Source organism: Desulfosarcina alkanivorans, assembly GCF_009688945.1.
Lineage (GTDB): Bacteria > Desulfobacterota > Desulfobacteria > Desulfobacterales > Desulfosarcinaceae > Desulfosarcina > Desulfosarcina alkanivorans.
Window position 1 is genome coordinate 5,412,349 of record NZ_AP021874.1, and the last position, 17,737, is coordinate 5,430,085.

14 protein-coding genes are annotated in these 17,737 nt (G+C 60.2%); 9 read left to right on the forward strand and 5 right to left on the reverse strand.

Features of this window, described 5'->3' with window-relative positions; translation table 11 throughout:
• Positions 1-6 precede the first annotated feature (6 nt).
• Positions 7-966 carry a S1 family peptidase gene (locus DSCA_RS23680; RefSeq protein WP_155318797.1) on the reverse strand — a complete coding sequence of 320 codons (960 nt, stop codon included), beginning with the start codon at positions 964-966 and terminating at the stop codon, positions 7-9.
• Positions 967-1,546: 580 nt separating this feature from the next.
• Between DSCA_RS23680 and DSCA_RS23685 the strand changes: the two genes are divergently transcribed.
• The 8 genes from DSCA_RS23685 to DSCA_RS23720 all read left to right on the forward strand — a co-directional run bounded on the left by DSCA_RS23685 (position 1,547) and on the right by DSCA_RS23720 (position 12,674).
• On the forward strand, positions 1,547-3,442 hold the full coding sequence (locus tag DSCA_RS23685; protein ID WP_155318798.1) for an FHA domain-containing protein: 1,896 nt from the start codon (positions 1,547-1,549) through the stop codon (positions 3,440-3,442).
• Positions 3,443-3,693: 251 nt separating this feature from the next.
• Complete coding sequence (locus DSCA_RS23690; protein WP_155318799.1) at positions 3,694-5,487, forward strand: CPBP family intramembrane glutamic endopeptidase; 1,794 nt, start codon at positions 3,694-3,696, stop codon at positions 5,485-5,487.
• A gap of 96 nt (positions 5,488-5,583) precedes the next feature.
• Entirely contained in the window at positions 5,584-7,755 is a 2,172-nt protein-coding gene (locus tag DSCA_RS23695; protein WP_155318800.1) for a penicillin acylase family protein, read from the forward strand.
• 86 nt (positions 7,756-7,841) lie between these two features.
• Positions 7,842-8,339: a shikimate kinase gene (locus DSCA_RS23700; protein ID WP_231716263.1), complete on the forward strand. Its 498-nt coding sequence runs from the start codon at positions 7,842-7,844 to the stop codon at positions 8,337-8,339.
• A gap of 793 nt (positions 8,340-9,132) precedes the next feature.
• A complete protein-coding gene (locus DSCA_RS23705; RefSeq protein ID WP_155318801.1) occupies positions 9,133-9,549 on the forward strand; it encodes a secondary thiamine-phosphate synthase enzyme YjbQ in 417 nt (138 codons plus the stop codon).
• A gap of 123 nt (positions 9,550-9,672) precedes the next feature.
• Positions 9,673-9,975, forward strand: a complete 303-nt coding sequence (locus DSCA_RS23710; RefSeq protein ID WP_155318802.1) for a hypothetical protein — start codon at positions 9,673-9,675, stop codon at positions 9,973-9,975.
• 42 nt (positions 9,976-10,017) lie between these two features.
• A complete protein-coding gene (locus DSCA_RS23715; protein WP_155318803.1) occupies positions 10,018-10,914 on the forward strand; it encodes a haloalkane dehalogenase in 897 nt (298 codons plus the stop codon).
• 101 nt (positions 10,915-11,015) lie between these two features.
• Complete coding sequence (locus DSCA_RS23720) at positions 11,016-12,674, forward strand: protein adenylyltransferase SelO (protein WP_155318804.1); 1,659 nt, start codon at positions 11,016-11,018, stop codon at positions 12,672-12,674.
• 349 nt (positions 12,675-13,023) lie between these two features.
• Here DSCA_RS23720 and DSCA_RS23725 read toward each other — a convergent pair whose 3' ends face one another.
• The 4 genes from DSCA_RS23725 to DSCA_RS23740 form a co-directional block, all read right to left on the reverse strand.
• On the reverse strand, positions 13,024-14,043 hold the full coding sequence (locus DSCA_RS23725; RefSeq protein WP_155318805.1) for a hypothetical protein: 1,020 nt from the start codon (positions 14,041-14,043) through the stop codon (positions 13,024-13,026).
• 412 nt (positions 14,044-14,455) lie between these two features.
• Complete coding sequence (locus DSCA_RS23730) at positions 14,456-15,631, reverse strand: M20 metallopeptidase family protein (RefSeq protein ID WP_155318806.1); 1,176 nt, start codon at positions 15,629-15,631, stop codon at positions 14,456-14,458.
• Positions 15,632-15,732: 101 nt separating this feature from the next.
• Positions 15,733-17,190 (reverse strand): sodium:solute symporter family protein, encoded by a 1,458-nt coding sequence (locus tag DSCA_RS23735; protein WP_155318807.1) that lies wholly within the window; start codon positions 17,188-17,190, stop codon positions 15,733-15,735.
• Complete coding sequence (locus DSCA_RS23740) at positions 17,187-17,324, reverse strand: hypothetical protein (RefSeq protein ID WP_155318808.1); 138 nt, start codon at positions 17,322-17,324, stop codon at positions 17,187-17,189. The genes DSCA_RS23735 and DSCA_RS23740 overlap by 4 nt, the downstream gene beginning before the upstream one ends.
• Here DSCA_RS23740 and DSCA_RS23745 point away from each other — a divergent pair.
• A complete protein-coding gene (locus DSCA_RS23745) occupies positions 17,319-17,729 on the forward strand; it encodes a hypothetical protein (protein ID WP_155318809.1) in 411 nt (136 codons plus the stop codon). The two genes, DSCA_RS23740 and DSCA_RS23745, sit on opposite strands and share 6 nt — an antisense overlap.
• Positions 17,730-17,737 lie beyond the last annotated feature (8 nt).

Sequence of the window (17,737 nt, forward strand, 5' to 3'; positions counted from 1 at the left end):
CCGATATTATCGTTCGTTTTCGTCCAGTAAAAAGGCAATCATGGTTTCCAGCGGCGTCAGAAAACCCACCGTCGTGGTTCCGCGGTAGCGCCCCTTGACCATGGCCACCAGCCGGCCCCGGTCGTCGAAAACCGGGCTGCCGCTGCTGCCGGGGTAGATGTCCAGTTCCACCTGCCACATGGGCTGGTCGCCGACCAGCCGGGGGGGGCCGCTGATGGTGCCCGCCGCCAGGGTGCCCCGCAGGTTGTTGGGGCATCCGATGGAAAATATGCGCTCGCCCATTCCCAGGAGGTTTCGTCCTGCGGAGATGGAGACATGCGCCTGTGTATCCCGGGAATATTCGACCAGTGCCAGGTCCCGGTGGAGATCAAGCCGGGCAACGACACCCGGTACGCTGGTTCCGTCATAGAAGGTCACGGTGACGCCCTGAAGACCCGTCAGATCGTGGGCCGTGCAGAGCACCAGACCGTTCGGATCGACCACGAAACCCGAAAACTGGACCTCCTGGCGATCTGAGCGGGCACGGATGCAGACCACGGTTTCGATTTGGTCCAGCACCACCGTTGGGATCGACCGGCGTCGGGCCTTTGTGCGTAAGGGGGGACGGACCTCGGCCCCGAGCAGGTTGCCATCGATATAATCCCGCAGCCTGCTGCAGGCCTGCCGGGGCGGCATCGTCCCCGCATAGACCATCGTGGCCGTCGAGGCCAGGGCGGACCGGGGGCTGACGGTGACCTCCCATTCATCCTGCGCCTTCCAGGCCGCCAGATGAATGGTTCCGGGCCGCGGTGAATCCCGTTGGACCGCATATCCCTGGCCGGTCAGCCACTCGGCGATAATTTCCACCACTTCACTGGCCGGTGCGGGGAACGGTTTTTCCCCATCGGGACAGCCGCTGCCGGCCCAGGCACCGGTGGCGCCTGCCAGAAGCAGGGTCAGGTAGCACACCATGATCAGGCGGTTCATGATCCCCCGATGCTCGCCATGGCTCCGGTCTCCAGTTCATTTTCGGGATTGGCGGGTAACGATCGATTGGGGCGGAATATCGGCTTTCTACGGGCCGGGCAATCGCGATTGCCAACGGCCGCGTGAATGCACACCAGAAACGATCTATCCGAAATTACATAGAAAATCAAATGAAAAGAGAAGTTATGTGAGAAAATTCACCTTTTCGGCCGGTGGCGCCCCCCGCAGTCCCCGCGGTCATCGATCCAATTGCTCTTCTCCATCGTCAGGACCGAAAGACAGGCCGGTCGGCGATGTTCCTGCCGGCTGTCGCGCCGTCAGGGGGCACGGGACAAAGAGGCTCGATGCGCCGGTCTTCGCGGCAATATTGACATTCTTCCCGCCTTTCGCTATCTGAACGGTGGTATCCGGCGGCCATTCTGCGGGTGTCCCAGCCGTGGAAACAGTGATTGCATGAGGTTTTGCAGACCGGTCACCCTGTCCTGCCCACTTGGCCGCGATCGTCGATGTCCCATCAAGCCTGCATCATTGCAAACCGGTGGACCGGTTCATCTTGGACCCGCCGCCAGGAAGGGCAACCATGCGTTTGGTCACCAGGTGTGTTTTTTTCGTGTTGGTATGGCTGACGGCGCTCAGCCCCATTTCGGGAGAGCTATTGCGGGCGGACGTTTCGGCGCCATTGCCGGACGACGGCCTGGTGGACGTGATGTTTGTCATCGACAATTCCGGCAGCATGCGTAAAAATGACCCCGCGTTTCTCATGCCGGAGACGGTGCGCACGTTTTTGGAGCGGTTGCCCGACACCACCCGCGCGGGCATGGTGCTCTTCGACGAGCGGGCCCGCATGCTCCAGGCCCTGTCCGACCTGTCCCTTCCCGAATCAAGGCGACGGCTCACGGGCAGCCTGGACAAGGTGGATTACCGGGGGAAATTGACCGACAGTGCCGCCGGTATCGAGCGGGCGGCCTATGAACTCAAAACCGGCGGGCGAAACGAGGCCCGCAAGAGCATCATTTTTTTGACCGACGGCATCGTGGACACTGGCGACCGGCAAAAAGACATGCAGCGGACCCAGTGGCTGAAGACGGACCTGGCCACCGACTGCAGCGCTTCCGGCATTCGCATTCTGGGCATCGCCTTTACCGAAAACGCCGATTTTCCGCTTATCCAGGCCCTGGCATCGCGCACCGGGGGGACCTATTTCCGGGCTGCCCGGGCCGAGGACCTTGCCGACGTGCTGGACCGGATCCAGGCCCTGCTGCCACCCCCGCCTGACCCGGTGACGGCGGCGCCGGCGCCGCTGGCGGCCGTTCCATCGTCCGGACCGGCGGCCACCCCGGCGGCGGCCGAGGCCCCTGACCCGGCCAGGCCGGCCGGTGAGACGGCGGCGGCGCCGGCCACCGGGGCCATGGCGGAACCGGACGGTTCGGGAAGCGCCTGGACGTTTTATCTGCCCCTGATTTTGATTATTTTTGTTCTCATGGGGCTGGTGGCCATGCTGGTGTTCAAACTTTTCAGCCTGCCGGCCTGGCTGGGCGGCCGCAAAACCAGCACGGCCCCAATGGCGGCCATGAACCTTCCCGCACCGCCGGAATGGGAATTGCGGGACCAGAATGAAGGCGGCGGAAACATCCATCGTTTCGTCAAGGCCCGGGCAACGGTGGGCCGGGATGGCAAGAATGACCTGATGCTCGCCACGCCGACGGTATCCAACCTGCACGCCATCATCGAATACCGCGAAGGGGCCTTTTTCCTCGAGGACCAGCGCAGCACCAACGGCACCCGCCTCAACGATCATCAGGTGCCGGCCGATAAGCCCATGCGACTGAAGAGCGGGGACCGGATCCGTTTCGCCAACCTGGCGTTCAAGTTCGTCCGGTTGGACCAGATTGTCAGCGGCGATACGGTGATGCTTGAAATCACCACCATCGACACCCTGCCGGACGAGGCGGACGACCTGACCCGCGACCAGGCCTCGGAAAAAAGCCTGCAGCGATGCCTTGAAGGGCACGTGGACCAGATCCGGCTGCTGGGAGAGAAATTCAAGGCCTTTGCCGATGCCTGTTTCCCCGGTGAGATGTGTTCGGCCATCGCCATTCAGGCCTGCGAGAACATGGAACACAGCCGCGCGGACCAGGGACAGCATTGCTCCCCGCTGATCAAGGGCAATGCCTTTTATGTCATCTGCACGCTGCCGGTGGCCGCTTCTGCGGCCGTCGGCTGGTTCGGAGAGCACCACGGCGGGTTCAGCCGGTTCATCCTTTCGTGGATCAGGTCCGACGGATACGACGTGACGGCCTGTGATCAGTTTTGTGTCATCACCTTCGGTACCGATATACAGCCATGGGTCAGCATGACCGTGGTACCTACCCATGAAGACCCGGATCCGGTGGAGATCATGTCCGTCAATTTTCTTACGGATGAAGAGAAAGCGGACCTGGGACTGGCATTCGACGACCATGGACGGGTGCTCTGAGGCGGATGACGCACCGCCGGCCCTGCCCCGGAATCCCCGGGTTCCCGCTCCCCCCCTTGCGATCGCCCCTCCTGGCGAAAGGCTTTATTTTTAAAATATTTTAAATAGATAGAGCCGTCCTGCGGGGACTTTTCGCCGGAGCGATGAACCATTAACCTGTTGACCCCCCCCGCAGTGATTGTTATGGATAGTTAATTGATTTTCGTTCGCACCAGTTGGCTTTATTCATAGCTCAGGATAATTCTCCGGACATGGAAGACACCGACCATTCCCCTTTCGTGCTGCAAAATGAGACCCCCAAGCCAGTTACGACCGAAAACGGATTCCCGGATCGCTATTCGGTCAAATCGGTGGGAGCGGATCGGGTCCTGACCTGCCTGGAAACCCCCAATCTGCAGGTGATCATCAAGGCCGGCCTGACCGTCAGCGCATCTGCCGCCCGCAAAGCGCCTCCGGGAACGATCTACCTGGACGGGGTTGCCCAGACCGAGCCCTTCCTGGATCATGACAAGAAAGTTTACAATCTGGACCACCACGAGGGGTGTGTCCGTACCTTCACCCTGGCGACCTGTGAGCAGGCCCTGGTCATGTGCGTGAAGGGGCTGGATCTGCGGGACCGGGAATGGAAAATTTTCGCCAACGAACCGGACCTGGACACGATCCTGTCCATCTGGATTCTCCTTAATCACCAGCGGATCAACAACCGGGAGGCCATCAATCGGCGCTCCCTTTTCGCCCTGGTCCGGCTGGAGGGGATCATCGATGCCCTGGGGCTGGAACTTCGGGAGCTGAGCGGCCTGCCGCTGGAGTTGCTCCAGAAGCTGATGCGGGTCATCGACCGCCTGCGTTCCGAAGAACTGGAACTGAAGAAAGCCGGCGAGTGGACCCGGACCGATTACCTGGACTATACCATCGGTGTGCTCCGGAAATTGGACCAGTTCCTGATTAAACTGGGCGAACTGGATGACTTCAAGGGGATCGAGGAACTGGCCCGCATCGAGTTGACCAACAATCGGATCGCCGTGGTGGTGGCATCGGATCTGGGCATTTACGAACTGGAACCCCACCTGGCAAAGCTCTACGGCAACCGGTTGGGCTGGGTGTCCTTGCGCCGCGGGGAAAAGGACTACACCCTGAGGCAGATGGACCTGTTCATGCCGGTGAACCTGGAAGATGTGTATCAGCGCTTGAATTTCATGGACCCGGCGGTCAAGGGGCGCATGGGGGTCAGTCGCTGGGGCGGCTCCGGGGATATCGGCGGCTCGCCCAGAGACCGCGGGACCGCGCTTTCTCCGGCAGAAATTGTTTCGGCCTGCCGCGATGTCATCGAAAAACGCAGCGACATTCGCCATGTGAAACGTTTTTTAACCAGTGCCGCATTGTCCATGTGCATCGTTATCGCCGCCATCGCCACCGGTCAGAACTGGCCGACGGCTCCATGGCCGGGCGGTGAGGACCTGGGCGTATATGCCCAAAGCCCGATTTTTGGATTTCACACAGCGCTTCTGATTTTTTCCCTGATCGTGCTCGGCGTCGTGGCCTTCCGCCGGCCATGGCAGTTCGGGATTATGCTGCCCGCCGGCAAGGATTGGTGGCGCCTTCTGCCTTTTGCCATCGTCTGCGGATTCACCGGGGATCTGCTGGTGCCCGATACCAGGGTGTTTGCCGCCGATCCCGTGGTTGCCTGGACCATTGCCCTGGTTCTGATTCCGCTCTCCCTGGAATTGCTTTTCAGAGGCCTGATACACGGCATGATGGCCCAGTTGGCCTCCATTCAGGACTGTGAAAGCCGATGGTTTTTTTCCGGGCCCACCATTGGCTCATCCCTGCTCTACGCGGCCACCATCGGTTTTCAGATGGCAATGCTGTCCGGCGACCCCATGGCGACCCTGATCAGCGGCACGCCGATAAAATATACAGTGGTTGCCGTCATTTTCGGACTCGGTGCCGGCATGATCCGCGAGCGGTCGCACAGCCTGCTACCGGCCTGGCTGTTCCATGCGGCGGCCGTGGCCACGTCCGTGATTGCCTTCGGACCGAGTTGAGGACTGCCGACCGTTTACCGCCACCCCCGGGCCCCGGCGGCCCATGCGATTACACCTTTTTTTCTTAAGCCTTCAACCTGACCGGGAGTCGCGTCGATGAAATTGAAAACGACCCCCGTTGTCCTCCACGGCAACGATGGAGATATCCGGATCCTGAGAAACGAGCACGGTATCCCCGACATCACCGCGGCGACGACAGCGGATTTGATGCGGGGCCTGGGTTGGGTTCATGCCAATGACCGCCAGTTGCAGACCCTGCTCACCCGCATTCTTCTTCAGGGCCGTGCCGCTGAACTGCTCAAGGCCGATGAGGCCCTGGTCGCCATCGACACCTACATGCGGCGGATGAACTTTCTTCCGGATCCCCAGGCGCAGCTCGACCGGCTGGAACCCGCCACGCTCCTGGCGGTGAACGCCTACGTCGGCGGATTCAACGACTGGATGCAGGACAACGGACCGGTTTTTGAATTCAAGCTGGCAGGATACCGCCATCCGGAACCCTACCGGGTGACCGATTGCCTGCGGCTGGGCAAGGTGTTCGGCTTTCTGGGGTTGGCCGACATCCAGGCCAATATGGAGAAATTTCTCGTCCAGCTGATCCAGAAGGGGGTGCCCGAAGAGAAGTTATCGGAGCTGTTTCCCTACCTCACCGACCCCGTCGATGCGGATCTGATCGGCAGGATCCGGCTTTCTCCGCCACTCGTTCCGGCGGCAATTGAATGGCTGAACCGGCTCCCCCGGTTCAATGCCTCCAACAACTGGGCCGTCTCCGGTCGCCATACCCGTTCGGGGTTTCCCATCCTGTGCGGCGATCCGCACCTGGAGGTCAACCGGCTCCCCAATGTGTGGCAGGAGGTCGTCCTCCGCCTTCCCGGCAACACCCTGATGGGTGTCAGTATTCCCGGTGTCCCCGGACTGATTATCGGACGAAACCGCTACCTGGCGTGGAGCGCCACCTATGCCTACATGGACATGCTGGACTACCGCATCGAACGATGCCGGGACGGCAGCTATTATCGCCGGGACGGCTGGAAGCCCTTTGCGGTTCGTGATGAGGAGATCAAGGTGAAGAACCGGCCTTCGGTCCGGATCCGGGTCTACGAGAATGAGAACGGCCTGCTGGAAGGCGATCCCCACGCAGAGGGCCACTATCTGGCGCTGGGGTGGTCCGGCGCCAGCGGATGCGGGGCCGGCATCTTCAATACCATGGTCAGGATGCTCGATACCCGGAATGTGGAGACGGCCATGGCGCTGTTCCGCCAGGTGGAAGCCGTTGCCATGAACTGGGTGTTGGCCGACACCCGGGGAAACATCGGCTACCAGATGAGTGGCCGCCATTTCCAGCGGCCCGAGGGGGTCAGCGGACTGCTGCCCCACGCCGGATGGGATGAACGGTTCGATCATAAAGGATTTAACGATCCCGCTGCGCTGCCTCATGTGCTCAATCCTCCCGAGGGGTTGATTGCTACGGCCAACCAGGATCTCAACTACCTGGGACGGTCCAACCCCATCAACCTGTGTATGGGGCCGTACCGGGCCGACCGCATCGTTCAGCTCCTGGAAAGCGGCAGCGATCTGGACGTGGCCTACATGAAGGACATGCACTACGATCTCTATTCGCTGCAGGCCGAGCGCCTGATGAAAATCATCGGACCGCTGCTGCCGGACACCGACAACGGCCGCACCTTGAAGGTATGGGACCTGCGCTATCACGCCGATTCCACCGGGGCCATGCTTTTCGAATCGGTGTACCGCGGCATTATCGATGTGGTGTTCGGGGACCACGGGTTCGGGCGCGATGTGCTGGACCACGTTTTTTCGGAAACCAGCCTCTTCAACGATTACTACGCCAACCTGGACCGCATTCTGGAAAACGAATCATCGGCCTGGTTCCAGGGGCACTCGCGGGATGCGTTGTTTGCGCTGGGCATCGACGCCGGTCTCGATGTCAAGCCGGTTCCCTACGGACGATCCCGGACCGTCACCCTGGCCCATCTGCTGTTCGGCGGCCAGCTGCCCAAATTCCTGGGATTCGATTACGGGCCCCTCGCCCTTCCGGGATGCCGGGCCACGATCACCCAGGGACAGATCTTTAAAAATGCCGGCCGGTTGACCACCTTCAGCCCGACTTACCGCTTCATCACCGATCTGTCCACCGATGAAATTCACTCCAACCTGGCCGGCGGGCCATCGGACCGGCGTTTTTCCAAATGGTATGTCAGCGACCTGAAAAACTGGTATGAGGGCAATTACAAGGTGTTGAAATGAGACCATTGAAACCGCTCTCCGGCAAAAGAGGGGACGGTTTCATCAGATTCGGCAACGATTGATTCACAAGGAACGGGTGGCCATCGGTGAGAAAAACCAATCTGATTCTGATCGGCATGCCCGGCGCCGGTAAAAGCACCGTCGGCGTGCTTCTGGCCAAGCGCCTGGGGGTTTCTTTTATCGATACGGACATCCTGATGCAGACGGGCGAGGGGTGCTACCTGCAGGAAACCATTGCCGAGCACGGCATCGACGGATTCCGCCGCATCGAGGCGCGCTATCTGCTCAGCGTGCCGCCGGACTGCGGCGTTGTGGCTACCGGCGGCAGCGCCGTTTACAGCCGGAAAGCCATGACCCACCTCAAATCCCTGGGGCCGGCGGTCTACCTTAAAATCGGCCTGGAGGCCCTGAAAAAAAGGCTGGGGAACCTGGACAAAAGGGGGGTGTTGAGAATGCCCGGCCAGACCATCGACATGATCTATGAGGAGCGCCGCGCCCTTTACGGCGCCTATGCCGACATTATCGTTTCCACGGTTGGTGTGACCCCGGACCAGGTGGTGACGGCGGTGCTGCGTCAGCTGTAGGCGGTAACGGCGGCACGTGATCGGTAGAAATAACCGATTCACGACAGTCGGTCCGGTGATAGATAGTGCCCATCCATAAATGACCAATTTGTCCGATATCTGCGTTGCGCTCAAAATTTTATCCTCGGAATATCAGCCATATGCCTGCGGTAAAATTTTTCGCGCGCCTTGATCTCGACCCAATTTTCCTATTTCTGGATGAACACTAGATAAAAACGATGGCATGAAATTTTATCGCCGAGGAATTGTACCGGACCACAATTGAGTCCATACGGATATATCAGAAGCTTGCAATTCACTATCTCGTAATTAAGTTATTCCAATATCTGTTTTGTACTGAACATATGGCCCAAGGTGTTGATTTACCAGATAGAATACCTTCTATGGCTTGAATTCATCCTGCTATTTTTCCATCTCCCCAATCGCCTTGAGTGAACATGGACTGGTATTCTCCAATGATGAACAACCAGCGCCATCAACGACGAAAGCATAGTAAGACCCAATGAAAGCACGATCCCGGTTCCTGTTTTTAGGTGCTGTATTACTGATTTTTTCTGCCTGCGCAACAACGCAGCCGGAACCCGTCGCTACGGGAAAAGCCGGGCAGCCGGCCGGCCAGGAAGTTTATGAGAGCTCAACTGAGAACTTGAATCCTTCAACAAGCGACAACCAGCCGCAACCTTCCAAAAAACGACAATTCGAGCATCTTGGCCGGTACCCGAACCAATGGTAAAATCGTTGTCGCCGGGAACGATGAAACCCGTGTTTATCCTCTGTTCATAGGGAGTAACCAATGAGAAGCTACCGAAAAGAACTCTGGTTCGAAGTGCCTACCCGTCGGGCATTCGTCAACATCACATCCGACGTGCAGCAGTGCATCGACGACAGCGGGATCAGGGAAGGGCTGGTGCTGGTCAACGCCATGCACATCACCGCCTCGGTCTTTATCAACGACGACGAAAGCGGCCTGCACCACGACTACGATGTCTGGCTTGAAAAGCTGGCGCCCCATGCCCCGGTATCCCAGTACCGGCACAACGTGGGCGAGGACAACGCCGATGCCCACATGAAGCGCCAGATCATGGGCCGGGAGGTCGTGGTGGCCATAACGGACGGGCGTCTGGATTTCGGCACCTGGGAACGGATTTTTTACGGTGAATTCGACGGGCGGCGTAAAAAACGGGTGCTCGTAAAAATCATCGGGGTTTGAGCGGCAACGACGGGTACCCCTGAAACCGGGGTCGTGGCCCGCCGGCCGACTTTGTTCCTGCAGCAGGTGATTTTCTGATTTGCGGCATTATTATATTGGGACATAACGATGCCGGAGGTGCGCATGGACGATGGGTTCGTCTTTCAATGGCCGATGCTGGTGGCTATCCTGGCCGCGCTGATCTATTTCGAGGTGATGCGCCGGCTGGACAGATACTGGGCCAACCGAACCCCCCTGACGGATGAAGAGCGCCTGTGGAATCATGCCCGGACCATCGGGGTCAGCGAGCATGAAATATTCAAACGGGCGGCTGCCAACTGGTCGCTGTCTGTCGACCATGCCGAAGCGGATTTCAAGGCGTACCTGAAAAAGGAAATCCTGCCGCACTACGTCCGCGATTACCTGCGCAGGCTGAACGCCTCTTAGACCTGGCGGTTTACCCGCCGCAAACGACAGGAGACGCACCACATGGCCGGTGTATTGAGAACACCCGATGAAAGCTTTGACGCGTTGCCCGATTTTCCGTTTGCCCCCAATTACGTGGACAACCTGGACGGTTTCGAGGGGCTTCGCCTGCACTACCTCGACCAGGGTCCTGAAGCGGCTGACGCCACCTTTCTGTGCCTGCATGGCGAACCGACCTGGAGCTACCTTTACCGCCATATGATCCCGGTCTTCACCCGTGCCGGGGGGCGGGTCGTCGCACCGGATTTTTTCGGCTTCGGCCGGTCGGACAAACCGGTCGACCCGACGGTATACCATTTTGATTTCCATCGCAACGCCGTGCTGGCGCTGATCGCGCATCTGGACCTGACACGCATCACCCTCGTCTGCCAGGACTGGGGCGGCATTGTCGGTCTGACCCTGCCCATGGCCATGCCCGAGCGGTTTTCACACCTGCTGGTCATGAATACCACCCTGGGCACCGGTGATTATCAGCTCTCGGAGGGGTTTCTGGCATGGCGGTCCTGGGCGAGGAAGAATCCCGATATGCGTCCGGGCAGGCTGCTCCAGCTGACCTGCCCCCACCTTTCCGCGGCCGAATGCAGGGCCTACGATGCCCCCTTTCCGGAGGCGTCCTACAAGGTGGGTGTCCGGCGATTTCCGGAAATGGTGCCCGACCACCCCGATGCGCCCGGTGCCCGATTGTCCCGCGATGCCCGCAAATGGCTCGGCCAATCGTGGCAGGGCCGGTCGTTCATGGCCATCGGGATGCAGGACCCGGTGCTGGGTCCTCCGGTGATGCGGGCATTGAAAAACGATATCCGCAATTGCCCCGACCCGTTGGAAGTCGAAGAAGCGGGACACTTTGTCCCTGAATGGGGCGAGGGCATCGCCCGGCGGGCACTGGCCGCATTCAATTAGCGCAATACAACGACCGATAACCACCACCGGCCATCGCCGGCGCCCGGCCGGGCCGCCCGATGGCCGTGATCCATATGCCGTCAGGCGAAGGGACGCCAAGGATGAACCTTCTCGATTCAACGGATTTTATCGCACCCGGCCAGGCCGCCGCAACAAGGCGGGGAAGCCTGGGAGGCCTGCATTTTGACAACCGTTTCACCCGTGAGCTGCCTGGCGACCCGATCACCCTGAACCGTCGCCGCCAGGTGTCGGGGGCCTGTTATTCCCTGGTCACGCCGACGGTGGTCGCGGCGCCGCAGCGGGTGGCGTATTCCCGGGAGGTGGCCGATCTGCTGGGACTTTCAGTCCATACCTGCGAATCTGAGAATTTTGCCCGGGTGTTCACCGGCAACCGCCTGTTGCCCGGCATGCAGCCCTATGCCATGTGCTATGGCGGTCATCAGTTCGGCAACTGGGCCGGGCAGTTGGGCGACGGGCGGGCCATCAACCTCGGTGAGGTGGTCAACCGGGATGGAGCGCGCTGGGTGCTGCAACTCAAGGGTGCCGGGCCCACGCCCTACTCACGAACGGCCGACGGCCTGGCGGTGCTGCGTTCGTCAGTGCGCGAGTTTTTGTGCAGCGAGGCCATGTTCCACCTGGGGGTGCCCACCACCCGGGCCCTGAGCCTGACCCTGACCGGCGAGCAGGTGGAGCGGGACATGTTTTACGACGGCCATCCCCGACTGGAACCCGGTGCCGTGGTCTGCCGGGTTGCCCCGTCATTCATCCGATTCGGCAGTTTCCAGATTTTTGCGGCACGCGGTGAAATGGATGTGCTCAAGCAGCTGGCGGACTACGCGGTCCGCACCGACTTTCCCCATCTGGGCGAGCCCTCGCCGGACGTCTACCTGCAGTGGTTCGAGGAGGTCTGCCGGCGCACCGCCGATATGGTCGTGCACTGGATGCGCGTGGGGTTCGTTCATGGGGTGATGAACACCGACAACATGTCCATCCTGGGGCTGACCATCGATTACGGCCCCTATGGCTGGCTGGAAAATTACGACCCCGACTGGACGCCCAACACCACCGACGCCGCCGGTCGGCGTTACCGTTTTGGCCACCAGCCGGCCATTTGCCAGTGGAACCTGGCCCAGCTGGCCAATGCCATCTATCCGCTGATCGGCCAGGCCGAGCCCCTGCAGGCGGTGCTGGACGGCTACGCGACCGTCTACCGGGAGGGGTGGCAGCGCATGATGGCCCGCAAGCTGGGCCTTGCCGCGTTCGATCCGCATACGGACGACCTGCTGATTGCCGAACTGCTGGCCATCCTGCCCCTGGCCGAGACCGACATGACCATTTTCTTCCGTCGCCTGGCCCGGCTCGGGGCCAATGATCCCTCTGCGCCGGCCGCCGGGGAGGACGCGCTCATGGCTCCCCTGATGGACGCCTATTACGTCCCCGGGCAGCTGACCCCGGCACTGCGCCGCCGAACCGTCAGCTGGCTGCGACGGTATCTGGAACGGGCCGGCCGGGACGACATACCCCACGAGATCCGGGTTCGGCGAATGAATGCCGTCAACCCCAAATACGTGCTGCGCAACTACATGGCCCAACTGGCCATCGACAAGGCCGAACAGGGCGATTTCACATTGATTCATGACCTGCTCGAACTGCTTCGCCGCCCCTATGACAAACAGCCTGAGAGCGAGATCTATGCCGCCAAACGGCCCGACTGGGCCCGCCACCGGCCGGGTTGTTCGATGCTGTCGTGCAGCTCATGAGGCGGTGAACCCTACTGTCCTGATGTCATTCCCATACAGGAGAGGGGACCGCAGTCGATTGCATCGCTTTGGCGACGCATACGTTGTCGGCATTCGATTCCCATCTGAAGGAGCGCTATATGAACCAGTCAACCGAAACCACCACTCCTTCCGCGGATTTGAAATGCCCGACTTGCCGAGCTCAGCTGAAACGCCGCCGGTCCCGCCATGCCGATGACTGTGAGAGGGTTTGCGGCGGATGCGGGCAGACATTCGATGTGTGCGATAGGGATACCCTGTCCGAGCTGAAGAAAAAGGCGCCCTGAACGCCCCATCTCCTGTGTGACGGATATCGGCAGGCGCAGACGGCTTATTGAGCGGGAAGGTCCAGGTCCGGATAGTGGGTCCGGGCGCAGTCATTGCAGATGCCGTGGCTGAATTCGGCGTCGGAATGCGCCATGATATAGGCCTCGATCTGGTTCCAGCACCCCCTGTCATCCCTGATTTTTTTGCATACGCTGCAGATCGGCAAAAATCCGCGCAGGGTTTTGACCTCCGAAAGGGACTTCTCAAGCGCGTCGATCACGCGGTCGCGCTCTTTTTCGGCCTGCTTGCGCATTTCGATTTCCTGCTGGGCGAGTGACAGCTCAACCTTGATTTCGGCCACCTGCTTCAAAATGGCCAGCACCGGCCGCTGGCCGATTTCAATGCCTTTCTTTCCGCTTTGCCACTGCAGGTAGGCATACAGAAAGGGCAGGGCGAAAATGGAAACAACCAGTCGGCTGACCAGCGTTCCCTTCATGATGCCCAGGTAGTCGGGCGTTCCCCAGAAGGCGCCGGTGGAAAAAAGGATCACGTCCAGCCACATCACGCCCAACAGCGTCAGGAAGGCCCGTATCCACAATTTTAAATTCAGGTTCGGTTTGCCCAGATACTCCCATGCGATGGCCAGGAAAACCAGATCGACCATCGTGACCATCACCGAGGCGGCGTTGATCCGCAGGCTGGGCAGGGGCACGAAGGCAATGCGGGCCGTGCCGATCATATCCATCTGCATGTGAAGGGCGGCGGCGACAGCGGGCATCATCGCGGAAACGCCCACGATGGTGGATATGGCGATTCGCGTGGCCCGTGGCCCGTCGAACACATAAACGACGAACACGCCCAGCAGCAATGACGTGTAGAACACCGTCGAGCCGACGACAAAGGTGATGCCGCTCACATCAACGGCCACACCGGCGTCGGTGACCCATGACATGATCGCCGTGATACCGCCGATCAGCGCATAGAAATGAACCGGTCCGAACCGGTGGCGCAGGGAATGCGCCCCCAGAACCAGAAAATAGACCACCATGGCTTCCACTATCAAAATCAAGGCATCGTTGCCCATGGCCAGGCACCTGCAACCAGACGGTAAAGGGTTAGTCCCGGTCCTCACTACAGTGAATCGGGAGAGACGGTTTCAATCCTTTCACTATCGCCCTTTTTCAGTATTCCATTAGCCGGCGGAACCCGAAACGTTAAACGGTGTCCCCACACCCGGGCTGGCCGCCGCCGCATCGCTGCGCCACCCGCTTGCACGCGTTTGGAAAAGATAGCGCGCCGTGGAGCCAGGATGTTTACCGATAGGCGACGGTTCAGGTGCCGAGCGGAACGCGGGCACCGGGCCGGTTGGCCTTGGGGGCTGGTCATCAGGTCAGGGCCGACCATGGGCGGCCGCCGGCATCGAAGGGGAAGGCGCCATGCCTGCGCTCCGGTGAAACCGGCAGGCGGCAGGCACAGCGGGGGTGACGTGATTCAGATCATCCCAACAGTTCCAGAACCATTCGGCAGTAGGCCTCCACGCCGGTGAGCAGCACGTCTTCATTGAAATCGAAACGGCAATTGTGCAGCGGTGCGGACCCTTCCCGTCCGGTGCCCAGGAAGAGGTAGCAGCCCTTGGATGCCTCCAGGAAAAAAGACATGTCTTCCCCGCCCATGGTGGCTTCCGGAACCACCACCTTGTCTTCGCCGACCACCTCAATGGCGCAGCGCCTGGCCATTTCGGCCATTTCGGCATCGTTGATGGTTGGCGGATATCCCTGCTGGTAGTCCAGTTCATAGGCGGCGCCCATGGATTCGCAGACGCCGCGGACCACCGTTTCCATTCGCTCGGGCCACGACATCCATACGTCCCGGTCAAAGGTCCGGGTCGTACCGCTCAGTTTGACCGTATCCGGGATAATATTGAACGTGCTGCCGCCATGAAAGGTGCCAACGGTCACCACCGTCGGATTCAGGGGGTTCATCCGGCGGCTGACGATCCGCTGCAGGGCGTTGACCACCTGGACCCCGGTATCGATGGGATCGATGCACAGGTGGGGCATGGCACCGTGGCCGCCCTTTCCCGAGATGGTCAGGTCAAAACGATCCATGGCCGCCATCAGCGGGCCCGCCTTGACGCCCACGGTTCCCTCCGGCAGGGCCGGCCAGAGGTGGCCGCCGATGGAATAATCCACGTGGGGATTCTCCATCACGCCCTCCTCGATCATGGGCTTGGCGCCTCCCGGGCCCTCCTCGGCGGGTTGAAAGAGAAACTTCACCTGCCCGTTAATCTTCTCCTTGAGCGTGCTCAGCACCCGTGCCGCGCCCAGGACCATGGCCATGTGCCCGTCATGGCCGCAGGCATGCATGGCGCCGTCGTGGGTGGAGGCAAAGGGCAGCCCGGTTTCTTCTTTAACGGGCAGGGCATCCATATCCGATCGCACCAGAACGGTTTTCCCGTTGGTCGCTTCCGGTGTGTCCCCGGACATGAGTCCCACCACCCCGGTCCGGGCAATGCCGGTGGTAACGTCCAGTCCGAGACCGGACAGTTGCTCGGCGATGAACGCCGACGTTTTTTTCTCGGTGTAGCCGGTTTCCGGTATCCGGTGCAGGCTGCGGCGCCAGTCGACGATGGCCGCCTTTTGGGCTGCAACGAGGCGTTTAATATCTGTCATGATGGTATCCCATTGGGTTGACTCGGGTTTTCAGTTGACGGGGCGGCCGGGACAGGCCCTGCAAACTGCGGCCGGTCCCGGTTCTTACATCCGTGTGTCCGCTATAACTCGACGAACTGACGCACATGTTTTTTATCCATGGGTTTGGTCAGCAGCGAGACAATCACCAATACGACAAGATTGAGCAGCAGTCCCTGAAGGCCGGCGTGGATGCCGGCGAATTTGGGGATCAGCTTCAATACGATGGCGTAGTTGAAGATCACACCGGTGAGCACACCGCAGATGGCGCCGGCCCGGGTGGCCCGGGGCCAGAAAAACGTGGCGATGGCAAGGGGCAGCAGCTGAACAATCGAACCATAGGCGCCCAGCAGCAGGGAAACGAGGGTCTGGCCGCCGAATACGGCCACCAGGTAGGAGACCAGACCGAAACCCACCACCGAGACCCGTATCCACATGGTGGCTTCCGCTTCGGTGTGTTTTTCTTTTTTGAGCGCTTCCACCAGGTCCTGGGCAAATATGGATCCGGCCGCATGGGTGATGGTGTCCTGGGTGGACATGGCTGCGGCCAGGGCAGCCGCCAGGACCAGGCCGATGGCCAGCGGCCCGAATTCCATGTTGGCAAACATCCACGGCAGAATACGATCGGGCGCGCCGAGGACGTCCGGGTCCACCTGCATGATACCGGCAAACCCGATAAAGAGCACCGGCACCAGAAAGATGGCAAAGGACGGGTACCAGACGATCGTACGCTTGAGGACGCGTTCACTCTCCGCGGTATAGGCCTTCATGAACAGGTGCGGCCACATGGAGAAGCCCAGCACGGAAACCAGCAGGGCCGAGGCATAGGTCATGTACACCATTTTGGTGCCGGGTCCCACCAGCAGGTGGGTGGGCATCTTGGCGGCGATCTGGGTGAACATGTTGGTCGGTCCCCCGTACAGGGAGAAGGCGAAGTAAAGACCCAGCACCCAGGCCGTGACCACCATGAAAACGCCCTGAAACACATTGGTCCAGGCCACGGCGCGCACACCGCCGAACAGCACGTACCCGACCACCACCACGTAAGCGATCAATGCCCCGGCCCAGAAGGGGATGCGTCCCTCGGACGCGATCTCGAATACATAGGCGCTGCCCTTCATCTGCAGGGTGATATACTGGATGAACGCCAGGATCGACACCACGGCGATGATAACGGAAAGCGCTTTGGACTGGAACCGGTCGGCGAAGAGCTGGGCCTGGGTGACGTATTTGAATTTTGCACCGGCACGGGCTGCCCGCGGCCCCCAGATCCACCAGGGCACCAGGCCCAGGGCGCAGTAACCCAGAATGTAAAATGCCGCCGCACCCTTGGAATATGCCCAGCCCGGTCCGCCCAGGTAGGCAAAGGCACTGAATATGGCGCCGCCCATCAAAAAATAAAGCACCACAAAACCCAGGTTCCGGTTGGCGGCAATGTATTCCTGTACGGAGCTTTCTCGCCCGCGACCGGCAAACGAACCGATGCAAAACACGATAAACAGGTACACCACGATAACCGACAAGGTGATCATCCAGCTCATGCGGCACCCCCTTTCCCGGCATCCGCTTTGCCCTCGGTCAGGTAGAGCGCCGCCAGCACGACGAACTGAACGAAGCCGTCGGCAGGGAGAGAAAACGCAACCTGATCAACCAGCTGGGCCGCTATGACATGCATCACTACATCAGCAGACGCGCCCTGGAAGATTATGTGCTTGCCTGCCGGGATCCCGAAGAGCGCCGCTGGAAGGTCCGCCATCTCAGGGAAATAATCGGATTTGTCCATAAATATGAGAAGTTCCGGTACTACCTGACGGATGTGGACAACGGATTCAATTTCCTGCTTAAATTTTCGAAGGCCGGTAACGCCGCAGAATGGGTTTTCTTCTACTCACATGATCTGTTTCTCATGCAGGGGCAGCTGAGCGACCAGCTCATCGGGTTTTATACCGGAAACAAGGTCCTTGTCGAGCAGTTTAAAAAAGATACCGATATCGTAAAATCCCATGTCCTGGATGAATACCGGGACCCGGCCAGCCTGGAGCGGTTCATCCTCGAACTGGCCGAAAAAGCCGCCGGTTGACCCTGAGT

Excerpts from the sequence above, each read along its gene's own strand:
- DSCA_RS23680 (WP_155318797.1), bottom strand. The coding sequence starts at position 966 with ATGAACCGCCTGATCATGGTGTGCTACCTGACCCTGCTTCTGGCAGGC.
- DSCA_RS23685 (WP_155318798.1), top strand. The coding sequence starts at position 1,547 with ATGCGTTTGGTCACCAGGTGTGTTTTTTTCGTGTTGGTATGGCTGACG.
- DSCA_RS23690 (WP_155318799.1), top strand. The coding sequence starts at position 3,694 with ATGGAAGACACCGACCATTCCCCTTTCGTGCTGCAAAATGAGACCCCC.
- DSCA_RS23695 (WP_155318800.1), top strand. The coding sequence starts at position 5,584 with ATGAAATTGAAAACGACCCCCGTTGTCCTCCACGGCAACGATGGAGAT.
- DSCA_RS23705 (WP_155318801.1), top strand. The coding sequence starts at position 9,133 with ATGAGAAGCTACCGAAAAGAACTCTGGTTCGAAGTGCCTACCCGTCGG.
- DSCA_RS23710 (WP_155318802.1), top strand. The coding sequence starts at position 9,673 with ATGGACGATGGGTTCGTCTTTCAATGGCCGATGCTGGTGGCTATCCTG.
- DSCA_RS23715 (WP_155318803.1), top strand. The coding sequence starts at position 10,018 with ATGGCCGGTGTATTGAGAACACCCGATGAAAGCTTTGACGCGTTGCCC.
- DSCA_RS23720 (WP_155318804.1), top strand. The coding sequence starts at position 11,016 with ATGAACCTTCTCGATTCAACGGATTTTATCGCACCCGGCCAGGCCGCC.
- DSCA_RS23725 (WP_155318805.1), bottom strand. The coding sequence starts at position 14,043 with ATGGGCAACGATGCCTTGATTTTGATAGTGGAAGCCATGGTGGTCTAT.
- DSCA_RS23730 (WP_155318806.1), bottom strand. The coding sequence starts at position 15,631 with ATGACAGATATTAAACGCCTCGTTGCAGCCCAAAAGGCGGCCATCGTC.
- DSCA_RS23735 (WP_155318807.1), bottom strand. The coding sequence starts at position 17,190 with ATGAGCTGGATGATCACCTTGTCGGTTATCGTGGTGTACCTGTTTATC.
- DSCA_RS23745 (WP_155318809.1), top strand. The coding sequence starts at position 17,319 with ATGCATCACTACATCAGCAGACGCGCCCTGGAAGATTATGTGCTTGCC.
- DSCA_RS23740 (WP_155318808.1), bottom strand. The coding sequence starts at position 17,324 with ATGCATGTCATAGCGGCCCAGCTGGTTGATCAGGTTGCGTTTTCTCTC.